The organism is Nocardiopsis sp. NPDC058789 (assembly GCF_042745575.1).
Taxonomy (GTDB): Bacteria; Actinomycetota; Actinomycetes; order Streptosporangiales; family Streptosporangiaceae; genus Nocardiopsis; species Nocardiopsis eucommiae.
Window position 1 is genome coordinate 22,392 of the sequence record NZ_JBHYOW010000018.1, and the last position, 19,904, is coordinate 42,295.

The 19,904-nt window shown below is 71.5% G+C and carries 15 protein-coding genes; 7 read left to right on the top strand and 8 right to left on the bottom strand.

Features of this window, described 5'->3' with window-relative positions:
- Nucleotides 1-22: 22 nt before the first annotated feature.
- Together ACFW3L_RS22735 and ACFW3L_RS22740 are read right to left on the bottom strand one after the other, a co-directional pair.
- On the bottom strand, nt 23-760 hold the full coding sequence (locus ACFW3L_RS22735) for a response regulator (protein ID WP_378743674.1): 738 nt from the start codon (nt 758-760) through the stop codon (nt 23-25).
- A 147-nt stretch (nt 761-907) separates the two neighbouring features.
- A complete protein-coding gene (locus ACFW3L_RS22740; protein ID WP_378743692.1) occupies nt 908-1,711 on the bottom strand; it encodes a RecB family exonuclease in 804 nt (267 codons plus the stop codon).
- 134 nt (nt 1,712-1,845) lie between these two features.
- On the opposite strand from ACFW3L_RS22740, the gene ACFW3L_RS22745 reads away from it, so the two are divergent.
- Complete coding sequence (locus tag ACFW3L_RS22745; protein WP_378743699.1) at nt 1,846-3,015, top strand: site-2 protease family protein; 1,170 nt, start codon at nt 1,846-1,848, stop codon at nt 3,013-3,015.
- Nucleotides 3,016-3,067: 52 nt separating this feature from the next.
- Here the strand turns inward: ACFW3L_RS22745 and ACFW3L_RS22750 are convergent, their stop codons facing one another.
- Entirely contained in the window at nt 3,068-3,541 is a 474-nt protein-coding gene (locus ACFW3L_RS22750; protein WP_378743705.1) for a hypothetical protein, read from the bottom strand.
- A 32-nt stretch (nt 3,542-3,573) separates the two neighbouring features.
- The gene (locus ACFW3L_RS22755) at nt 3,574-4,929 is read right to left on the bottom strand and encodes a multiprotein-bridging factor 1 family protein (RefSeq protein ID WP_378744375.1); all 1,356 of its coding nucleotides are present in this window, start codon (nt 4,927-4,929) and stop codon (nt 3,574-3,576) included.
- Nucleotides 4,930-5,229: 300 nt separating this feature from the next.
- Between ACFW3L_RS22755 and ACFW3L_RS22760 the strand changes: the two genes are divergently transcribed.
- Nucleotides 5,230-5,565, top strand: coding sequence for a hypothetical protein (locus tag ACFW3L_RS22760; protein ID WP_378743712.1), 336 nt, complete (start codon nt 5,230-5,232; stop codon nt 5,563-5,565).
- 288 nt (nt 5,566-5,853) lie between these two features.
- Here the strand turns inward: ACFW3L_RS22760 and ppgK are convergent, their stop codons facing one another.
- Nucleotides 5,854-6,609 carry a polyphosphate--glucose phosphotransferase gene (gene ppgK / locus ACFW3L_RS22765; RefSeq protein WP_378743727.1) on the bottom strand — a complete coding sequence of 252 codons (756 nt, stop codon included), beginning with the start codon at nt 6,607-6,609 and terminating at the stop codon, nt 5,854-5,856.
- A 198-nt stretch (nt 6,610-6,807) separates the two neighbouring features.
- Here ppgK and ACFW3L_RS22770 point away from each other — a divergent pair, with 198 nt between their 5' ends.
- The 3 genes from ACFW3L_RS22770 to dop all read left to right on the top strand — a co-directional run bounded on the left by ACFW3L_RS22770 (nt 6,808) and on the right by dop (nt 11,624).
- Complete coding sequence (locus tag ACFW3L_RS22770) at nt 6,808-7,770, top strand: tRNA (adenine-N1)-methyltransferase (protein ID WP_378743743.1); 963 nt, start codon at nt 6,808-6,810, stop codon at nt 7,768-7,770.
- Nucleotides 7,771-8,069: 299 nt separating this feature from the next.
- On the top strand, nt 8,070-9,839 hold the full coding sequence (gene arc / locus ACFW3L_RS22775; RefSeq protein WP_378743769.1) for a proteasome ATPase: 1,770 nt from the start codon (nt 8,070-8,072) through the stop codon (nt 9,837-9,839).
- A 261-nt stretch (nt 9,840-10,100) separates the two neighbouring features.
- A complete protein-coding gene (dop, locus tag ACFW3L_RS22780) occupies nt 10,101-11,624 on the top strand; it encodes a depupylase/deamidase Dop (protein WP_378743791.1) in 1,524 nt (507 codons plus the stop codon).
- Nucleotides 11,625-11,693: 69 nt separating this feature from the next.
- On the opposite strand, the gene ACFW3L_RS22785 is transcribed toward dop, so the two are convergent.
- On the bottom strand, nt 11,694-13,199 hold the full coding sequence (locus tag ACFW3L_RS22785) for a PucR family transcriptional regulator (RefSeq protein WP_378743806.1): 1,506 nt from the start codon (nt 13,197-13,199) through the stop codon (nt 11,694-11,696).
- A gap of 169 nt (nt 13,200-13,368) precedes the next feature.
- On the opposite strand from ACFW3L_RS22785, the gene ACFW3L_RS22790 reads away from it, so the two are divergent.
- Both ACFW3L_RS22790 and ACFW3L_RS22795 read left to right on the top strand, forming a co-directional pair.
- Nucleotides 13,369-14,664: an MFS transporter gene (locus ACFW3L_RS22790; protein ID WP_378743820.1), complete on the top strand. Its 1,296-nt coding sequence runs from the start codon at nt 13,369-13,371 to the stop codon at nt 14,662-14,664.
- Between the two features lie 82 nt (nt 14,665-14,746).
- Nucleotides 14,747-16,360, top strand: a complete 1,614-nt coding sequence (locus ACFW3L_RS22795; RefSeq protein WP_378743837.1) for an amidohydrolase — start codon at nt 14,747-14,749, stop codon at nt 16,358-16,360.
- Between the two features lie 151 nt (nt 16,361-16,511).
- On the opposite strand, the gene ACFW3L_RS22800 is transcribed toward ACFW3L_RS22795, so the two are convergent.
- Both ACFW3L_RS22800 and ACFW3L_RS22805 read right to left on the bottom strand, forming a co-directional pair.
- A complete protein-coding gene (locus ACFW3L_RS22800) occupies nt 16,512-17,660 on the bottom strand; it encodes a S1 family peptidase (RefSeq protein WP_378743847.1) in 1,149 nt (382 codons plus the stop codon).
- Nucleotides 17,661-18,211: 551 nt separating this feature from the next.
- The gene (locus ACFW3L_RS22805) at nt 18,212-19,363 is read right to left on the bottom strand and encodes a S1 family peptidase (RefSeq protein WP_378743854.1); all 1,152 of its coding nucleotides are present in this window, start codon (nt 19,361-19,363) and stop codon (nt 18,212-18,214) included.
- Nucleotides 19,364-19,904 lie beyond the last annotated feature (541 nt).

Consider the following 19,904-nt stretch of genomic DNA (forward strand, 5'->3'; position numbering starts at 1 on the left):
TCGCGGGGCTCGGTGACGGTGTTCAGGACGGGGGACCCGGGGCACGCGAGTCACGTGCCCCGTCCTGTTCCGGTTGCTGTCCGGGGCGGACCAGGCCGCTCTCGTACGCGTGCACGACGGCCTGCACGCGGTCGCGCAGGCCGAGCTTGGTGAGGATGCTTCCCACGTGGGACTTGACGGTGGTCTCGCCGACGACCAGGTGCGCGGCGATCTCCCCGTTGGACCAGCCCCGCGCGATGAGCTGGAACACCTCGCGTTCGCGGGCGGTGAGGGTGTCCCGCTCCGGCTCGGGTTCGGGCTCGGGGGTCGGAAGGAGGGGGGCGAAGCGGTCGAGGAGGCGGTGCAGGACGGTGGGGGAGACCACGGAACCGCCCCGGGCGACCACCTCGACCGCCGAGACGAGTTCCGCGGGCGGCGCGTCCTTGAGGAGGAACCCCGAGGCGCCCGCGCGCAGCACCCCGACGACGTACTCGTCGAGGTCGAACGTGGTCAGCGCGAGGACGTGCACCCGGTGGCCGAGCGGGCGGGCCCACTCGACGATCCGTCGGGTGGCCTCGATACCGTCCACGCCGGGCATGCGGACGTCCATGAGGACGACGTCGGGGAGCAGGCTCCGGGCCGAGCGCACGGCCTCACGGCCGTCCGAGGCCTCACCGACGACGGACAGGTGGGGGGACGACTCCAGGATCATGCGGAAGCCGGCGCGGACGAGGGGTTGGTCGTCGGCGAGCAGGACGGAGACGGATACGGAGTCGGACACGGCCCGATTCTCCCCCAAGTCGACGGTCGCCGGGGCCGTAAACGCCGTGACCCACCCGTGATCTGGGTCGGAGTCGCGTCACACTACCCGTGTCGGGGAGACCCACACCACCGATCTACCCGTGTTCGGGGTCGTCGGCGCCGGACCTCAGGCGGTCGGCAGCGGCGGCGGGGTGCCCCCGAACTCCGGGCACAGGGCCTGGTGCTCGCACCAGCCGCACAGCTTGCTCCGCCTGGGCTCCCAGCTCCCCGCGCGCCCGGCCGCCTCGATCCGCGCCCAGATGTCGCCGATCTCCGCCTCCGCCGCCAGGAGCTCCTCCTCCGTGGGGTCGTACCAGCGCACCGAGCCGTCACCCAGGTAGACGAGCTGGAGACGGGCGGGAACCACGCCCAGGTCGCGCCAGATCATCACCGCGTAGAAGAAGATCTGGAACTTGGCCTTGTCCTCGAACCGGGGATGCGGCGACTTGCCGGTCTTGTAGTCGACCACCCGCATCTGCCCGTCGGGGGCCACGTCCAGGCGGTCCACGTAGCCGCGCAACCGGAGGCCGGTGGGGAGCGCGACCTCCAGGCGCATCTCGCGCTCGCGCGGCTCCAGGCGCTCCGGGTCCTCCAGGTCGAAGTAGCGGCGGACCAGGGCGCGGGCCGAGTCCAGCCAGGCGGCGAGCCCCTCCTCACCGGGGAAGAGGTGTTCGGCGACCTCGGGCTTGTCGTCCCGGATCCGGGCCCACTGCGGCTCGACCAGGCCCTCCGCCGTGCGCGGGGTGCGGGCGTCCGCGGGCAGTTCGTACAGGCGCTCCAGGCAGGCGTGCACCAGGGTGCCCCGCAGCGCGGCGGCGCTGGGCGCCTCCGGGAGGCGGTCGATGGTGCGGAACCGGAACAGCAGCGGGCACTGGAGGAAGTCCGAGGCCCGGGAGGGGGAGAGGGCGGTCGGAAGCGGCGCGATGGTCATACACCGAGCCTATGAGAGGAGCGCACCCGCCCGGAGCGGACGGGACACCGTGGACGGAGGCACCACGAACGGACCGGGGCGGCTCAGCCCCGACCTGCTGGGGACCCCGGCGGGACAGGGCCTAGTGTGGAGCCGTGAGCAGAGGCAGTGACCAGTCCCGACCCCGTCCCGACGACAGCGAACGGAAGAAGCCAGGGTTACTGCTGGGCCGCCCCTTCGGGGTCCCGGTCTACGTCACCACGTCGTGGTGGATCGTCGCCGTCCTGATCACCCTCGTCTACGGCGGGATCGTCCAGTCGCGTCTGGCACTGGGTCCCTCGGCCTACCTGCTGGCGTTCGTCTTCGCGGTCCTGCTCTACGCCTCCGTGCTCGTGCACGAACTGGCCCACTCGCTGGTGGCCCGCTGGTACGGACTGCCGGTGCGCCGCATCGTCCTGTACGTGCTGGGCGGGGTCTCGGAGATCGACCGGGAGGCGCCCACCCCGGGCCGGGAGTTCTGGATCGCCTTCTCCGGGCCGTTGCTGTCGCTGGTCCTGGCGGCGGTCGCGTTCGTGCTCGCGCACTTCGCGGACCCCTTCAGCGTGCCCGGCGAACTGCTCTTCCAGCTGTGGATCGCCAACCTCCTCGTGGGCGTGTTCAACCTGTTGCCGGGGCTTCCACTGGACGGTGGCCGCCTCCTGCGCGCCGGGGTGTGGAAGATGACCGGCCGTCCGCACACGGGCAGCGTGGTCGCCGCCTGGGGCGGACGGGTCCTCGCCCTCGTCGTCGCGGCGCTGCCGTTCCTGTTCGCCTGGAGCGCGGGGAGCGCCCCCGGGCCGTGGGCGATCGTGTGGGGCCTGGTCCTGGCCGGGTTCATGTGGATGGGCGCCTCGGAGGCGCTCGACAACGCGCGCGTCCGGGCCCGGGTGCCCGGGTTGAGGGCGCGCTCGCTCACCCGTCGCGCCGTGGCCGTCCCGGCCGACCTCCCGCTGGCCCAGGCCGACCTCCGCGCCCGGGAGGGCGGAGCGGAGTCCGTCGTGGTCACCGACGGGGCCGGAACACCGTTGTCCGTGGTGCACCCGGCGGCGGCCGAGGCGATCACCGACGCGCGCCGGGCCTGGGTTCCGGTGTCGGACGTGGCGCGGGCGCTGACGGAGCACTCGACCGTCTCCGCCGACCTGGAGGGCGAGGAGCTGTTGACGGAGCTCACCCGGTACCCGCTGCCCGAGTACCTGGTCGTGGAGGCCGACGGCGCGATCCTGGGAGTGCTGCGGGCCTCGGACGTCAACGCCGTGATCACCGGACGGGCCACCGGAGGACGGTAGGCGGGAGGGCCGCCGGGTCCGAGTGCGACGGAGCGCCTGGACCCGGAAGGGGTCAGCGGCGGGCACCCTCGGGCCACAGGACCGTCACGGGGCGCTCCACCCGGTGCGCGTAGGCGACGACGTCGGCGGTGCCTCCGGGGCCCCGGGCGGGCTCTCCGTCCCAGACCGCGACCAGTTGGTCGCAGCGCTCGACGAGGAGGCGCCCCGCCGCCATGTGGGCGCGGGGGTCGGACTCGTCGTGCGGCAGGGAGTGGACCAGGACGGCCTGCTTCAGGAGGCGGTCGTACACCGGGTGGTGCTCGTCCGGGAGCGCCTCACGGTAGCCGGACGCGGGGACGATCGCCTCCAGCGGGGCGCCGGTGGCCACCACGGCCTCGGCGAAGAGGACGTCGGCGCCGTCCGCGAGACAGGACAGGCCCACCATCTCGCATCCGTACGGTTCCAGGTGAGCCCTGACCAGACCGGCGACGGCGCCGCTCACGTCAGGGGTCAGGTTGCGGTGTCCGGTGATCCCGATACGAATCACATGACCTCCCTGCTGCTCGCTTCCCGGACTTTCTACCCACTCAGGGGGATACCGGTAACCAGTGAGGAAAGCCTGTCGTCGAGGTCCTCGACGCAGTGCGCGCGGGGGCCCTGGTAGCGCCTGCGGAAGGAGCGGACCCTGCCCACCACGCGCTCGGAGTCGAAGCGCACGCCGGTGGTCAGGGCCTCCTGCGCGAGCCGGAAGGCCTCGTCCACGTCACCGGCCTCCGCGTGGGCGGAAGCCAGTTCGACCTTGAGCAGCGCCGACTGCTTGACGTTGCGCGGCGCCGGTGCCACCGCCTCCGCGAAGGCGGCCCGGGCGTCGTGCGGGCTGCGCAGCCGAACCCCCACCAGGGCGCGGTACCCGGCGACCTTGGCCTGGTCGAAGGCGAACACCCACGGCCAGGGCGGCTGGGCGTTGTCCGGGCTGTCCACCTCGCGCTCGGCGCGCCGGATGGAGCGGGCGGCGGAGACGCGGTCGCCCAGTCCCGCGTGGGCGAGCGCGCCGATACAGGCCAGCCAGGCGCGGGCGGTGGGGTGGGCGGTGGGCCCGAGCACGTGCTCGGCCTCCCGGACCAGTCCGAGGCCGAGTTCGGGGTCCTCCGCGACGTCGATCTCGAAGGCGGCCAGGGAACCGAGCATGTAGACGTCCAGCAGGCGCATCCCGGCCTGACGGGCCCGGACCACCGCGGTCCGGTAGTGCATCCGCGCCGACCCCATGTCTCCGAGGTCGGCGCTGAGCCAGGCGGCGAAACCGGAGGCCTCGCTCGCGGCCGCGCTGAGTTCGGTGTGGAAGGCGGTCCCGCGCGCGTTGCCGAGCATCCGCTCGGCCAGGTGCACGTGCGCGACGGCGCCGGGCAGCAGGTGGCGCGCGGGTGAGGTGGCGTCCATGCGGCGCTGGCCGCCGGTGATGGAGCGCAGCGCGGGAGCGGTGGTCTCGTTGATGCCGTGGTACCCCTCGTATCCACCCGCGGGGCGCCCGCCCGTGAGGGCTGAGGGACCGGTGGCGACGCTCCGCCCGGGGGCCCGGCGTCTGGAGGGGTTGCGCCCCGTGCCGTCGAGCTCCTCGCGCGCGCCCCGGCCCAGCCCCCGTGTCCCCACGTCGTCCGGTTCCCGCGTGCCGTCCAGCGCGCCGGACCCCCGCTCCACACCGGATGCCTCCGCGCCCCCCGCCCCGCCGAACCGCAGCAGGTGGAGCGGGATGTCCAACCGCCGGGCGAGGTCGTGGACCTGACTGACGGTGAGGGACTGCTGGCCGTTGACGACCCGGGAGACCCAGCTCTGCGAGTAGGTCAGTGCCTGGGCCAGTTCCCCCTGGGACCACCCGCGCGCCGAGCGCACGCCCTCGATGACCGTCGGCATGTCACAGGTGGCCAGGGCGGCGGCCATCCGCGGGCGGGTCCACAGGTCCTGGGGCAGTTCACCGTCTCGTTGGGGCATGCAGCTCAGGTTAGGGATTCCGTGAGCGCTTGGTGGCTATGTGTGAAAAAGAAAGTGTGATGCGTGATCCGCATACGGGTGCTCACCGCTGCTCAGGGTGGTGCAGAGTTGGTGTGTCGTTGGTCCGGCGTACGACGTGTCGCGCCGGGCCCGTGAGGAAGGCAGGGAGGCCGCGTGACCGTTGAGACACCACCGGCGGGGAGTCCGAGCCTGGCCGGGAGTGGACGCGAGCATCGTGGTACCCCGCCCATGGGCGTGTTCGGAGCCCAGGCTCCCGCCGAGGCCGTGTGCCGGGTGGACCTGGCCGCGCTCGCCCTGCGGGGCATGGCCGCCGAACTCCGGGCGCGCGGGGTCGAGGCGCGTGAGGACGGCGTGTTCGGCGTGGTGGACGCCGGTCCGGCCACCCGCCCGCAGCGTGCCCTCCTGCGCCCCCACCGGGGCGACCTCTGGTGGTGGATGCGCTGGCCCCGCCAGGAAGGACTCCCCACGGAGCTGCACGGGGTCCCGCTCACCCCGGTCGACCGCACCTCCGACGCGGCACGAAGGATCGTCGGCGCCCTGACCACCTCGGCGGAGGGCGGCTGACGGACCGTCCGGACGTGGACGACCGCCGCGTCCGGACCCCTGAGCGGGCTGTGCACGCGCACGGTCCCGGGTGTCGGAACGGGGTCTGGGGTGTGTCCGTGCCCCAGTCTCCCTCTGCGCGGGCCCCAGACCCGTTCGGCACCCGAAGCGGTACCGCCCACGCCGGTCACGCCTCCTGACCGGTGATCCTGGCGAGGACGGCGGTGTCCACCCCTGAGGGGTCCCGGTGCCCTGCCCCGGGACCCGGGGCCCCTCACCCCCCCCCGGACGGTCCGCCGCGGAGGACCCCTAGACCTCCGCGGCGGACAGGGCCGCCCCGACGATCCCGGCCGTGTTGCGCAGCTCCGCGGGCACGATCGGGGTCCGGATGTGCAGGTGGTGGAGGAACTTGTCGGCCTTGCGGCTCACCCCGCCGCCGACCACGATCAGGTCCGGCCACACCAGGTCCTCGATGGTCCGGTAGTAGCGCTGGAGCCGGTGCTTGGCCCAGTCGTGGTACGAGAGCCCCTCCCGTTCCTTGGCGCCGGAGGAGGCGCGCGACTCGGCGTCGTGACCGTCGATCTCCAGATGACCGAACTCGGTGTTGGGCACCAGGCGGCCGTCCACGACCAGCGCCGTGCCGATGCCCGTGCCCAGGGTGGTGAGCAGGACGGTGCCGTCCACGTTCCTGGCCGCGCCGTAGCGGTTCTCCGCGAGGGCGGCGGCGTCGGCGTCGTTGAGCACCCGCACCGGTCGGCCCGCGGCCTCCGCGAACAGAGCGCGGGCGTCGGTGTCGACCCAGCTCTTGTCCAGGTTCGCGGAGGTGCGCACGACCCCGCCCTGGACCACCCCGGGGAAGGTGACGCCCAGGGGAGCGCCCTCGGTCTCGGGGAAGTGCGCGGCGATCTCGGCGACGATCTCGGCCACGGCCGCCGGTTTCGCGGGGTCGGGGGTGAGGATCTTCAGGCGGTCCCGCAGGAACTCACCCGAGCCCAGGTCGACCGGCGCGCCCTTGATCCCGCTGCCACCGATGTCGATTCCCAGGCCCGTGGTCTGCTGTGACATGGGTCGTGTCTCCCGAGGTCCTCGTGTTCCGATGAGCGTGGCACGTGGGTCCACACGCCTGATGATGCCCAACGGGCGGGGCTTTCGCACGCCCGCCCGGTCCCGCCCGGAACGCCCGCCGGTTCGTCGCGGTGCCCGGGGGCCGATACGCTGGGCGACTGCCCAGACCAAACGCGACGTGGGAAGACGAGAGCGACGTTGACCGGTATCCATGGCCGCCGCGGCCCCTTCACCGACGGCGACACCGTGCAGCTGACCGACCCGAAGGGTCGCATGCACACCATCACACTGCGCGAGGGTGGGACCTTCCACTCGCACAAGGGCAAGGTCGAGCACGACGACCTCATCGGTGAGCCCGACGGCAGCGTGGTGCGCTCCAACACCGGCACGGCCTACGTGGCGCTGCGCCCCCTGCTCATCGACTACACGCTCTCCATGAAGCGCGGCGCCACCATCGTCTACCCCAAGGACGCGGCCCAGGTCATGGTCGAGGCCGACATCTTCCCGGGCGCCCGGGTGGTGGAGGCCGGAGCCGGTTCCGGCGCCATGTCCAACTGGCTGCTGCGCGCGGTCGGGGAGCAGGGCATGGTCCACTCCTACGAGCGCCGCGAGGACTTCGCCAAGATCGCCCGCAAGAACGTCGAGAGCTTCTACGGCGGCCCGCACCCGGCGTGGCGGCTCACCGTGGGCGACCTGGTCGAGGAGCTCGACGAGACCGACGTGGACCGGGTCTTCCTGGACATGCTCGCCCCCTGGGAGTGCCTGGACGCGGTCGCCCGGGCGCTGATCCCCGGCGGGCTGGTGTGCTGCTACGTGGCCACGACCACCCAGCTCTCGCGCGTGGTGGAGGAGCTCCGGGGCGACGACCGCTTCTACGAGCCGCGCTCCTGGGAGACCATGCTGCGCACCTGGCACGTGGAGGGCCTGGCCGTGCGCCCGGACCACCGGATGATCGGCCACACGGGCTTCCTCGTGGTCGCGCGCCGTCTGGCCGACGGGGTGGAGGCCCCCGAGCGCCGTCGCCGCCCGGCCAAGGGTGCCTACGGCAAGGACTACGAGGCCGCAAGGGCGGCGGCGGACGCCGGTGCGAAGGCGGCCGCTCCCGCGTCCGCCACGACGGCCGAGACCGAGTCCGCGCCGGTGGCCGAGGGCGGCGAGTAGCCACCGCGCCGCGCCCGACGCGCGGGGGCCCTCCGGAGATGATCCGGTCGGGCCCCTTCCTCGTGTTCGAGGGTGTCCGGAAAGCGGCGCGCCCGGCGGCCCACGGGTGTCGCGCGGCCGGGGAGGTGCTTGCCCCGGCCCCGCCACGGAGGTTACTTTCTCATTACGTCGGGCCCTTCGCTACCACCGTGACCTGCTTCTACGCAAGATCCCCACCAGAGGTCCACGACACTCGTGCGGGGTTACAGGTTAGGAAACGGGCATGGGTAGGTAGGTTCCCGAGTAGTTCCTACAGGGAGGTGGCGGACGTGGCCGAACGCGAGGACGAGCGTCAGGGCGATCGGGACCGTGAAGTCGCTGAGCTCACGGCCCAGGTGGCCTACATGGAGAAGGAACTCAGCGTGGTCCGGCGCAAGCTCGCCGACTCACCCCGACACGTGCGTCTGCTCGAGGAGCGGCTGCGGGAGGCCCAGGCCAGCCTCGCGGGCGCCAACGGGCAGAACGAACGGCTCGTCTCCACGCTGAAGGAGGCGCGCGAACAGATCGTCGCACTCAAGGAGGAGGTCGACCGGCTCTCTCAGCCGCCCTCGGGCTTCGGTGTCTACCTCGGTTCCCGCGAGGACGACACCGTCGAGATCTTCACCAACGGCCGCAAGATGCGGGTCAACGTCAGTCCCTCCGTGGACCTGGACCACCTGCGTCCGGGCCAGGAGGTCATGCTCAACGAGGCGTTCAACGTCGTCGAGGTGGAGTCCTTCGAGACGGTCGGTGAGGTCGTCATGCTCAAGGAGCTCCTTGAGGACGGCGAGCGCGCCCTGGTCATCTCGCACCACGACGACGAGAAGATCGTCCGCCTGGCGGAGCCGCTGCGCGACGAACCGATCCGACCGGGCGACTCCCTGCTGCTCGAACCCCGTTCCGGGTACGTGTACGAGCGGATTCCCAAGTCGGAGGTCGAGGAGCTCATCCTCGAGGAGGTCCCCGACATCTCCTACACCGACATCGGTGGCCTGACCGGCCAGATCGAGATGATCCGCGACGCGGTCGAGCTGCCCTTCCTCCACAAGGACCTCTTCCGCGAGCACCAGCTCACCCCGCCCAAGGGCGTGCTGCTGTACGGCCCGCCCGGGTGCGGCAAGACGCTGATCGCCAAGGCGGTCGCCAACTCGCTGGCCAAGCGGGTCGCGGAGCGCACCGGCAAGGACGTCGGCAAGAGCTTCTTCCTCAACATCAAGGGCCCGGAGCTGCTCAACAAGTACGTGGGCGAGACCGAGCGGCACATCCGCCTGGTCTTCCAGCGGGCGCGGGAGAAGGCCTCCGAGGGAACCCCCGTCATCGTGTTCTTCGACGAGATGGACTCGATCTTCCGGGTGCGCGGCTCGGGCGTCTCCTCCGACGTGGAGAACACCATCGTCCCGCAGATGCTCAGCGAGATCGACGGCGTGGAGGGGCTGGAGAACGTCATCGTGATCGGCGCCTCCAACCGCGAGGACATGATCGACCCGGCGATCCTGCGGCCGGGCCGCCTGGACGTCAAGATCAAGGTCGAGCGGCCCGACGCCGAGGGCGCGCGCGACATCTTCGGCAAGTACGTGACCGAGGACCTGCCGCTGCACGAGGACGACCTGGCCGAGCACGGCGGATCGTCCCGGGCCACGGTCGACGCCATGATCCAGCGGGTCGTGGAGCGGATGTACACCGAGGGTGAGGAGAACCGCTTCCTGGAGGTCACCTACGCCAACGGTGACAAGGAGGTCCTGTACTTCAAGGACTTCAACTCCGGCGCGATGATCGAGAACATCGTCTCGCGGGCCAAGAAGATGGCCATCAAGGACTTCATCGACCAGCAGTCCAAGGGGCTGCGCGTCTCGCACCTGCTCCAGGCCTGCGTGGACGAGTTCAGCGAGAACGAGGACCTGCCCAACACCACCAACCCGGACGACTGGGCTCGGATCTCGGGCAAGAAGGGCGAGCGCATCGTCTACATCCGGACGCTCGTGACCGGGAAGAAGGGGGCCGACTCCGGTCGGTCCATCGACACCGTCGCCAACACCGGCCAGTACCTGTAGGAGCGCCTCGGAGCGGGGCCCGCGTACGATTCGGCGGGTCCCGCTCCGTCGTTGGTGCGGGATTGCCGGGCCACACAATGGGGCCGGGCCGGGAACTCCCGTACCGGATCCGGTCCGCTTTTTCGAGAATCCACTCCGAACCGTCCTGAACTGGGACGACACGCCCAAGGAACGCCGGTGGAAACGCCCGGGAAGACGGCGCTTAGGCCACAATTGGCGCGGAAGCGTTCAAGACAGGTCCGTGGCGGATAACCTCTCATCATGAGTGTGCGGCGGATTATGGGTATCGAGACCGAATACGGGATCTCCGTGCCGGGAAACCCCGGAGCCAACGCGATGGTCACCTCCACCCAGGTGGTCAACGCCTACCTGGCCGCCTCGGCGGCACGGGCCAGGAAGGCACGCTGGGACTTCGAGGAGGAGAACCCGCTGCGCGACGCCCGCGGGTTCGACCTGGCGCGCGAGGTCGCCGACCCCACGCAGCTGACCGACGAGGACCTGGGGCTGGCCAACGTCATCCTCACCAACGGCGCGCGGCTGTACGTGGACCACGCGCACCCCGAGTACTCGGCGCCGGAGGTCACCAACCCCCTCGACGCGGTGCTGTGGGACAAGGCGGGGGAGCGGGTGATGGCCGACGCGGCCGCCCGCGCCGGTGCCACCCCGGGCATCGAACCGATCCAGCTGTACAAGAACAACACCGACAACAAGGGCGCCTCGTACGGGTGCCACGAGAACTACCTGATGAACCGGTCGACGCCCTTCGCGGACATCGTCCGGCACCTCATCCCGTTCTTCGTCTCCCGGCAGGTGATCTGCGGCGCGGGTAAGGTCGGGATCGGGGCGGACGGCCAGGGCAGCGGCTTCCAGATCTCCCAGCGGGCGGACTTCTTCGAGGTCGAGGTGGGTCTGGAGACCACCCTGAAGCGCCCCATCATCAACACGCGGGACGAACCGCACGCCGACCCGGACCAGTACCGGCGCCTGCACGTCATCATCGGCGACGCCAACATGAGCGAGGTCTCCACCTACCTCAAGCTGGGGACCACGGCGCTGGTGCTGTCGATGATCGAGGACGGCTTCCTCAGCGCCGACCTGTCCCTGGAGACACCGGTGGCCGACCTGCGGGAGGTCTCCCACGACCCGGGGCTGACCCACCGGGTCCGACTGCGGGACGGGCGCCGGATGACCGCGCTGGAGCTCCAGGGCGAGTACCTGGACCAGGCGCGCAAGTACGTGGAGGACCGCTTCGGCACCGACGTGGACCCCGACACCGCCGACGTGCTCGACCGCTGGGAGTCGGTCCTGTCCCGGTTGGCCGTCGACCCGATGGACCTGGCCACCGAACTCGACTGGGTCGCCAAGCTCAAGGTCCTGGAGGGCTACCGGTCCCGGGACGGGCTGGACTGGTCCCATCCCCGTCTGCATCTGGTGGACCTCCAGTACTCCGACGTGCGCGAGGACAAGGGCATCTACAACCGCCTGGCCGCGCGCGGACGGATGCGGCGCCTGGTGGACGAGGCGGCGGTGGCCCGGGCCGTCACCGCACCGCCGGAGGACACCCGCGCCTACTTCCGGGGCCGGTGCCTGGCCAAGTACGCGGACGAGGTGGCGGCCGCCTCGTGGGACTCCGTCATCTTCGACCTGCCCGGGTACGACTCCCTCCAGCGCGTGCCCACCCTGGAGCCGCGCCGGGGCACCAAGGAGCACGTGGGCGGTCTCCTGGACGCCTCCGCCACCGCCGCCGACCTGCTGGCCGTCCTGGTGGGCAACCGGCGGCAGTGACCCGGGGTTCCCCGGGTGCCCCGCGGCGCCCGGGGAACCGTCCGGCCACCGCGTGCCCGGGACGGCTCGTCAGTCGTGCCAGACGCCGTCCACGCAGCGCATCGGGCGCAGACTCAGCGCCGTCCACAGCTCCAGGCGGGTACGCGGGTCACCCAGGTCGCGGCCGAGGACCCGCTCGGCGGTGCGCAGCCGAGCTCGCAGCGTGTTGCGGTGCACGCCCAGCTCCCGTGCCGTCTCCTCCACGTGGGCGCTGCTGTCCAGGTAGTGGAGCAGGGTGTGCGCCAGATCGGTGCCGTTGCGCGCGTCGTGTTCCACGACCGGCCCCAGCACCGCCTCGGTGAACGCTCGGGACCCGCTCTCGGGCACTGTCGACCGCAGCAGGGCCCAGGCGTCGGCCTCGTCCACGTGCCGGTACCCCTCGGAGGGGAGCGCACCGCGGGCCCTGGCCACGGCCGAGGCGAGTTCGCCCGGGCCGCGTGCCCGGCACGCTCCGGCCGCCGACACCCCGTCGATCAGGGCGAGCAGCCGCTCGCCCGCGTACGGACGGCCCGTGTCGGGCAGGACCGCCAGCAGCTGCTCGCCCAGGCGGCAGAGCCCGCTCGACCGTGCCGCCTCCGTGTCGCCCAGTACGTCGACGAGGGCGTCGGCGGCGTCGTCCAGGGCGCCCGGGGCGGAGGTCCGGAAGCAGACGACCTCCCAGGGCGGGGGCGGCAGGGTCAACGGCACCCCCACCGCCTGCCCCAGTGCGGCGGCGCGCAACAGCGGCGCGCGCTCGCCGAAGATGGCCCGCCGGGCGTCCCGTGAGTGCAGCAGATGCACGGCCAGCAGCGACGCGGCGTGGTTGGCGAGCACCCGGACGTTGGGGGAGGGCTCCGCGCAGCGCAGCGCCACCCAGCCGAGGGTGCGGCCGGTCGTGCCCAGCGTCTGCAGGAGGATGGACGCCCCGTCGTCGGCCAGCACCCGCATCCCCGGGGTGGGCGCGGCTCCCAGTACCTCGGCGCGCACCAGGGAGTGCCAGGCCGGTTCGACCTCGGGAACCGCTCGACTCGTCATCGCGTTGCGGTCGAGCAGCAGGCACTCCCCGGAGGTCGCCGACGCCAGTTCGCGCAGCACCCCGGCCGGGCCCGAGCGCAGGGCGGCACGGGCCATCGCGTCCTGGGCGGCCAGCACCCGGCCCTGTGCACGGGTGCGTTCCGCCGCGTAGTGGTCGGCGACGGTCTCCACGACGGCGACGAACGACGTCTCGCCCTCGACCCGAAGGACGGGGAAGCCCAGCCGGTCGCCCTCGTCCAGGACCTCGGGCGGGATCTCGTTCAGCCAGATGTCGATGGCGAACGCCAGGCCCGCGCACCCCGCCCCGTGGAGCCGTCGCACGTAGGCGCGGTGCCCCTCCGGGTCCCCGCCCAGCCCGAGGCCGGCGGTCAGCACGAGTTCCCCGCCGCGCAGCCAGCGCACCGGGTCGGGGAGTTCGGTCACGTGCGCCCAACGGACCACACGGTCCAGCCCGGAGCGCCCGGCCGAGGCGGTGACCTCCAGGTCTGGCGAGGCGGTGATGTCGCGAACGGTGATGCTCACGGGACCCCTCCCGTCCTCCGTCGGCTGTGCGACCCGCACATTTGTCACGGTACAACCTGTGCGGACCATCCCGCCGTCGGTGGACGTGGAGTGTCTACGGTCACAACAACACGCCGGATCACATCGGTCGTGGTCGCCGACGACCACGCCACGCGCCATCGGAGTTCCCATGTCAGAGCGGACCGCCCCCACGTCACCGCACCCCGCACGTGCGGCTGTGGCGGCCTTCGTCGGCACCACCATCGAGTGGTTCGACTTCTACATCTACGCCACCGCGGCGAGCCTGGTCTTCGCGACCCTGTTCTTCCCGGCCGACATCGACCCCATGGTGGGGCTGATGGCCTCCTTCGCCACCTTCTCGGTGGGCTTCTTCGCCCGACCGCTCGGGGGCCTGCTCTTCGGCCACTACGGCGACCGGCTCGGTCGTAAGTCGGCACTGGTCATCACCCTGCTCATGATGGGCGTGGCCACGTTCAGCGTGGGCCTGCTGCCCACCTACGAGCAGGTCGGGTTCCTGGCCCCGCTGCTGCTGGTGGTGCTGCGCTTCGTGCAGGGCATCGCCGTCGGCGGGGAGTGGGGCGGCGCGGTGCTCATGGCCGTGGAGCACGCCCCGGAGAACCGCAAGACGTTCTACGGAGCCTTCGCCCAGCTCGGCAACCCCGCGGGCGCGCTGCTGGCGACGGGTTCCTTCGGACTGATCGCCGCGTGGGACACCGAGATCCTCTACGACTGGGGATGGCGTCTGCCCTTCCTGGCGTCGGTCCTGCTCGTGGCCGTCGGCCTGGTGATCCGCTTCAAGGTGGAGGAGTCCCCGGTCTTCGACGCCGTGCAGGACGAACAGCCCAAGGGCCTCCCGCTCGGCTACGCCCTGCGCACCTCCTGGCGCACCCTCCTGCTGGGTGTGGGCGTGCTGCCCGTGGCCGTGGGCGGTTACTACATCGTCACCACGTTCCTGCAGGCCTACGGGGTCACCGAGGTCGGGATCAGCGAACAGGTCATCCTCACCGGTCTGAGCATCGCGGCCTTCGTGGAACTGGTGGTCACGCTCGGTGTCTCCTGGCTGGGCGACCGCTACGGCACCGCCAGGGTCGTCACCATCGGTCTGGTGGGCGTGGGCGTGCTCGCCCTGCCCCAGTTCCTCATCCTGGAGACCGGCAGCACGCTGCTCATCGTCCTCATGCTGTGCGTCATGCGCGTCGCCATGGCCACCGTCTACGGACCCATCGCCCGGGTGCTCGCCCAGATGTACCCGCCCCAGGCCCGCTACACGAGCATCTCGATCGCCTACCAGACAGCGGGCGCGATCTTCGGTGGTCTGGCCCCGCTGGCCTGCACCGCGCTGTTCGCCGCCACCGGCAGCATCCTGTCCGTGGTCGGGCTCCTGATCGCCATGGTGCTGCTGAGCATCGTCTGCCTGGCCCGCGCGCCCCGCTACCGGGACTCCGAACTGCTCACCTCGGCCTGACCCGGCCCCCCGATCCCCAACCGCACCGGTACCGCCGTCCGCCCGGACGGCGGCACCACCCACTCCTGAGGAGGACCCACCCGTGACCGGTCTGCTCATCCACAACGCCCGCGTCCTGACGATGGACGACACCAACCCCACCGCGCCCGCCGTCGCCGTGCGCGAGGGTCGGGTCCGTCTGGTCGGCGGTGTCGAGGCGGCCCGGGCCGCGGCCGGACCCGGAGCCGTGGAGGTGGACGCGGGTGGGCGCACCGTCCTTCCCGGCTTCATCGACCCGCACAACCACCTGCTCTCCACCGCCGAGTCCCTGGCCGCGGTGGACGCGCGCTACCCCCGGGTGGGCAGCGCCGCCGACCTGGTCGCCGCGATCGCGGCCGAGGCCGAGCGCACCCCCGCGGGTCAGTGGATCCGTGCCTTCTCCATGGACGACGCCAAGTACCCGGGCGGTCGTCCCACCCGCCGCCACCTGGACGAGGCCACCACCGAGCACCCGGTGATCGTCTACCACGTCTCCGGCCACCAGGCCGTGGTCAACTCCGCCGCGCTGGCCTGGAGCGGGATCGGAGAGGACGTGCCCGACCCGGCCGGTGGCTCCTTCGTCCGGGACGAGGGCGGGCGGCTGACCGGCATGGTCACCGACGCGGCGATGGAGCTCCTGCTGCCGCTGGCCGTGGACATCGGCTGCCACGGGCCGAACTTCCACACCGCGCTGCCCACCGAGCACCTGCTGGGATGGCTGTCCGACGCGGCCGCGCCGTACCTGTCCGCGGGCGTGACCACGGTCTGCGACCCCCAGGTCTCCGCCCGCGAGCTGCGGGTGTACCGGGCGGCGCGTGCGGCCGGAACCCTGCCCCTGCGCACCTTCGGTATGCCGCTCTCGCACCAGCTCGACTCGCTCACCCACGCCGGTCTCGCGAGCCCGTTCGGTGACGACTGGCTCCGACTGACCGGGATGAAGTTCTACTCGGACGGCACCCTGCTGGGCGGCACCGCGAAGTTCAGCGTGCCCTACGGCGAGCGCGGCCAGTTCCCGGGCAGCCTCTACCACCACCCCGACCAGCTGGTGGACCTCGTGACGCGGGCAGCCCAGGAGGGTTGGCAGGTCGCGATCCACACCCAGGGCGACGCCGCCATGGAGCACACCCTGGAGGCCATCGCGTCCGCGGCCCGTGTCTCGGGCCCCGATCCGCGCCCCCGGATCGAGCACTGCGGCTACCCGACGGTGGAGCAGGCCAAGCGCTTCACCGAGTACGGGGTGATCCCGGTCAACCAGCCCAACTTCCTCTACGACAGCGGCGGCGACTTCCTGCGCCGACTGGGGGACCGGGCGCACCGGCTCCAGCCCATGCGCGAGGAGATCGACCTCGGACTGCGCCCGGTGCTGTCCAGCGACTCCTTCGTCTCCAGCCTGCGCCCGATGGACACCGTGGCCAACGCGGTCTGCCGCACCACCCGGGAGGGGGCCGACATCGGGCGGGAGCAGGGCGTCACCCTGCACGAGGCGCTGCGTGCCCACACCCTGGACGCGGCGCACGCGCTGGGGGTCGAGGACCGTCTCGGCGCGCTGCGCCCGGGTTACCTCGCCGACCTGGTCGTCCTCGACGCCGACGTGGAGTCGCTGCCGCAGGACCGGCTGCGCGAGGTCGACGCCTGGCTGACCGTCCTGGACGGGAAGGTCGTCCACCGGGCGGCCTGAGCCCGGGCGGTCCGGTCACGGGTGGGGCCGTGGCCGACGCCCGGTCCCCCGCACCCCGGTGCGGACGCGAGCGTCCCCGCCCGCTGGAAGCGGGCGGGGACGCCTGGTGACTCAGGTCAGCGGACCGTCGGTCCGCCTGGAACCGCGGGGATCAGGTCCGGAGACGGACGCCCCAGGAGTTCACCATGGGGGTGACCTCCTGGTAGAAGGTGGTCCCGCCGGTGCGGCAGTTGCCGGAGCCGCCGGAGGTCACGCCCTGGGCCTGGGTGCCGGAGATGTAGGAGCCGCCGGAGTCGCCGGGCTCGGCGCACACGGTGGTCCGGGTCATGTTGGTGACGGTGCCCTCGGGGTAGCTCACCGACTGGCCGCGGGCCTGGATGGTGCCGCAGTGCCAACCGGTGGTGGAGCCGGAGCGGCAGACGGAGGAGCCGATGGGGGCCTGGTTGTGACCGGCGACCGTGGCGTACCCGCCGGTGTTGTAGCGGCTGACCAGGTTGGTCAGCGTGAAGTTGGACGTACCGCGGACGAAGGCCGCGTCGTTGCCGGGGAAGACGGACTGCTCGAAGACGCCCCTGCCGTTGCCGATGGTCACCTGGGTGCCCACGCGGCCGCAGTGACCGGCGGTGACGAACCCGGGCTGACCGGCGGCGTTGGTGGCCGCGAAGCCGACCGAACAGCGGCCGCCCATGGTGTAGGCCAGACCACCGATGATGTCGGCGTAGAGCTCGGGCTGGTCGCTCGTGGTCACCTCGACGGCCGAGGCGTCCACGCCGGCGTCCGCGAGCAGGCCGCTGACGTCGGCTCCGGAACCCTCCAGGACCTCCAGGACGACGGTGTCACCCGCCACGTCCGGGTACCAGCCGACCACACCGGGAACGGCGTCGGCGGCGTTGAGCTCCTGGACGATCTCGTCGAGACCGTCGATGCCGTAGGAGACCAGCTCGGTCCCGGCGCCGGTGGCCTCCACAGCCTCGACCGCGGCGGCATCGGTGACCAGGACGGTCAGTTCCAGGCTCTCGGTGTCGAAGACGGAGCCGCCGTAGGCGTCCCCGGCGGCCTCGGCCGCGGCCTCGTCGACCTCGAAGGCGGTGTCCTGGGCGGCCAGCAGCTCCTCGGCCTCGGCGGAGGTCAGGTCGAGGTCGCGCTGGAGCGCCTCCTGCATGGAGACCGCGTCGGCCTCCGGGGTGGGTGACTGGGGGAGCGCTCCGGTGGCCGCGAGGGCACCCGGGGTACCGGACAGCGCCAGACCGAAGGCCAGCGCTCCCGTACCGATGGCGGAGACAACGGGGGAGGGTCGCATGGGGTCCCTACTCTCCTGGGGGGATCAACGGGGGATCGGGGCCGAATACCGTCCGGCCCCTGTCGTTCACCGAGACATTCGGTAAACAACGCCTAACCATAGGTGCACGTTTTGGTGAGGGAAAGACCGTCAGAACGGTGGACCATTCAGAGCTCGGTGGGGTCACCCGATGATGGGTCGCATGACGGTCGCAGAACGTGGCGACGCGAACGGCCACCTCGCGGTTGTCGGAGTCGATGCGCTACCGACCGAATCCGTTCCCCTGTCGCAAGGGGGGCATTCTGGCCACATGCGGACACCGGTACCCCGTACCAAACGTGGCCGCTCGGACACACAGGTGTAACACCAGTGGTCACGGCTTCGTTCGCGCACCGTCGCTCGTGCGCACAGCGTCCCCTCGTTCGTTCTGCGGAGCTCTCCGTTGACCGTGGAGAGCGGACGGGCGCGAGTGCTCGCCCGAGGGTGTAGCGGCCCGGAACGCGAGACGCCCCCGCCCGCCGGATGGCGGACGGGGGCGCGGTCGTACGGGGACCACGCGGTCCCCGTACGGTCTAGCTCGTGACGAGGCTGAGGTTCCAGGTGCTCAGCGCCGGGCCGACCTCCTGGTAGTACGTGGTACCACCGGAGGTGCAGTTGCCGGAGCCGCCCGAGGTCATGCCCTGGGCCTGGTCGTCGGAGATGAACGAACCGCCGGAGTCGCCGGGCTCGGCGCACACGTCGGTCCGGGTCATGTCGTTGACGGTGCCCTCCGGGTAGCTCACCGACTGGCCGCGGGCCTCGATGGTCCCGCAGTGCCAGCCCGTGGTGGAGCCGGAACGGCACACGGCCGCGCCGACCGGGGCCTGGGAGGAGCCGCCGACGGTCTGGGTGCCGCCGGAGCTGTACATGTTGACCAGGTTGGTGACGGTCCAGTTGGACGTGGAGCGGACGAAGGCGGCGTCGTTGCCCGGGAAGATCGACTCCTCGAACACTCCGGAACCGCTGCCGTCCTCGCTGTCGGCGGACGTGCCGACCGTGCCGCAGTGGCCGGCCGTCACGAATCCGTCGTTGCCCGCGCTGTCAGTGGCCGCGAACCCGACCGAGCAGCGTCCGCCGCCCATGTAGTAGGCGTCGCCGCCGACGATGTCGGCGTACAGCTCGGGCGCCTCGTCGGTCTCCTCCACCTGGACGGCGGAGGAGTCCACACCGGCGGCCTCGACGAAGCCGCGGGCGTCGGAGACGTCGGTGGCCTCGACGACCACCGTGTCGCTGGCGAGGTCGGGGTACCAGCCGACGACACCCGGCTGGGCGCCGACCGCGTCGAGCTCGTCCATGATCGCCGCCAGGCCGTCGGTGCCGTGGGAGACCACCGCGGTCTCGGCACCGGTGGCCTCGACGTCCGACACCGAGCCGCCGTCCGTGAGCAGGACGGTCAGTTCCAGGGTGTCGGTGTCGAACACGGAACCGGCGTAGGCGTCGCCGGCGGCCTCGGCCGCCGCCGTGTCGATCCCGAGGGCGTCCTTCTGGGCCTCGAGCAGGTCTTCGGCCTCGAACGGGGTGAGGCCGAAGTCCCTCTCAAGCGCTTCCTGCATCGTGGTCGCCTCGCCCTGGGGTGAGGGCTCGGCGGGCACGGTCGCGGCGGAGGCGCCGGGCGCGACCGAGAGCGCGAGCCCGAAGGCCAGGGCTCCCGTGCCGATCGCGGAGATGACGGGGGAGGGTCGCATTGATCCCTACTCTCCTTGGGGAATTGACGGGGGTTCGGGGAACGGTTCTCCGGAGGGGGAGAGCCGTGCCCCAGGTGAGTCTCCGGACGAACCGGGGGACTCGTTCGTTCACCGAGACAGTCGGTAAACGAATCCAAACCATAAGTGAACAGCTTGGGCAGGGAAAGCCCACGAAATGGATAATTCACTCAGGTGACAACAGGATCATCCGACCATCGGATTCAATAAGGGCGTCACTCTGCGTCGCGAGGCGTCTGACCTCCCCTTTTGGTGACTGGCTGTACGCGGATCACAAACCCACCAGTAGATCAAGGGGTGTTGTGTGGCCGGATGCGGACACTGGAACCGCGTGCCATCTGTGACGGAAGTGCTACGTAGACGTACACGGCATGGTCAGGGCGTCGCGGAGGGTGAAGATCATGTTCGCTAAGTGAACATGTGTGCGCATCGCGCCTCGGGGGAGAGGGGGTGGGGCGCGACGTACTGTCACGAACGGGATCCGGGCCGCGCCAACGCCTCCGGAAGGGACACGCCCGGGGCG

What these genes read in the sequence shown, in the direction of transcription:
- ACFW3L_RS22740 (WP_378743692.1), bottom strand. Translation starts at nt 1,711, where the DNA reads ATGACCATCGCGCCGCTTCCGACCGCCCTCTCCCCCTCCCGGGCCTCG.
- ACFW3L_RS22755 (WP_378744375.1), bottom strand. Translation starts at nt 4,929, where the DNA reads ATGGCCGCCGCCCTGGCCACCTGTGACATGCCGACGGTCATCGAGGGC.
- ACFW3L_RS22760 (WP_378743712.1), top strand. Translation starts at nt 5,230, where the DNA reads ATGGGCGTGTTCGGAGCCCAGGCTCCCGCCGAGGCCGTGTGCCGGGTG.
- ppgK (WP_378743727.1), bottom strand. Translation starts at nt 6,609, where the DNA reads ATGTCACAGCAGACCACGGGCCTGGGAATCGACATCGGTGGCAGCGGG.
- dop (WP_378743791.1), top strand. Translation starts at nt 10,101, where the DNA reads ATGAGTGTGCGGCGGATTATGGGTATCGAGACCGAATACGGGATCTCC.
- ACFW3L_RS22790 (WP_378743820.1), top strand. Translation starts at nt 13,369, where the DNA reads ATGTCAGAGCGGACCGCCCCCACGTCACCGCACCCCGCACGTGCGGCT.
- ACFW3L_RS22800 (WP_378743847.1), bottom strand. Translation starts at nt 17,660, where the DNA reads ATGCGACCCTCCCCCGTTGTCTCCGCCATCGGTACGGGAGCGCTGGCC.
- ACFW3L_RS22805 (WP_378743854.1), bottom strand. Translation starts at nt 19,363, where the DNA reads ATGCGACCCTCCCCCGTCATCTCCGCGATCGGCACGGGAGCCCTGGCC.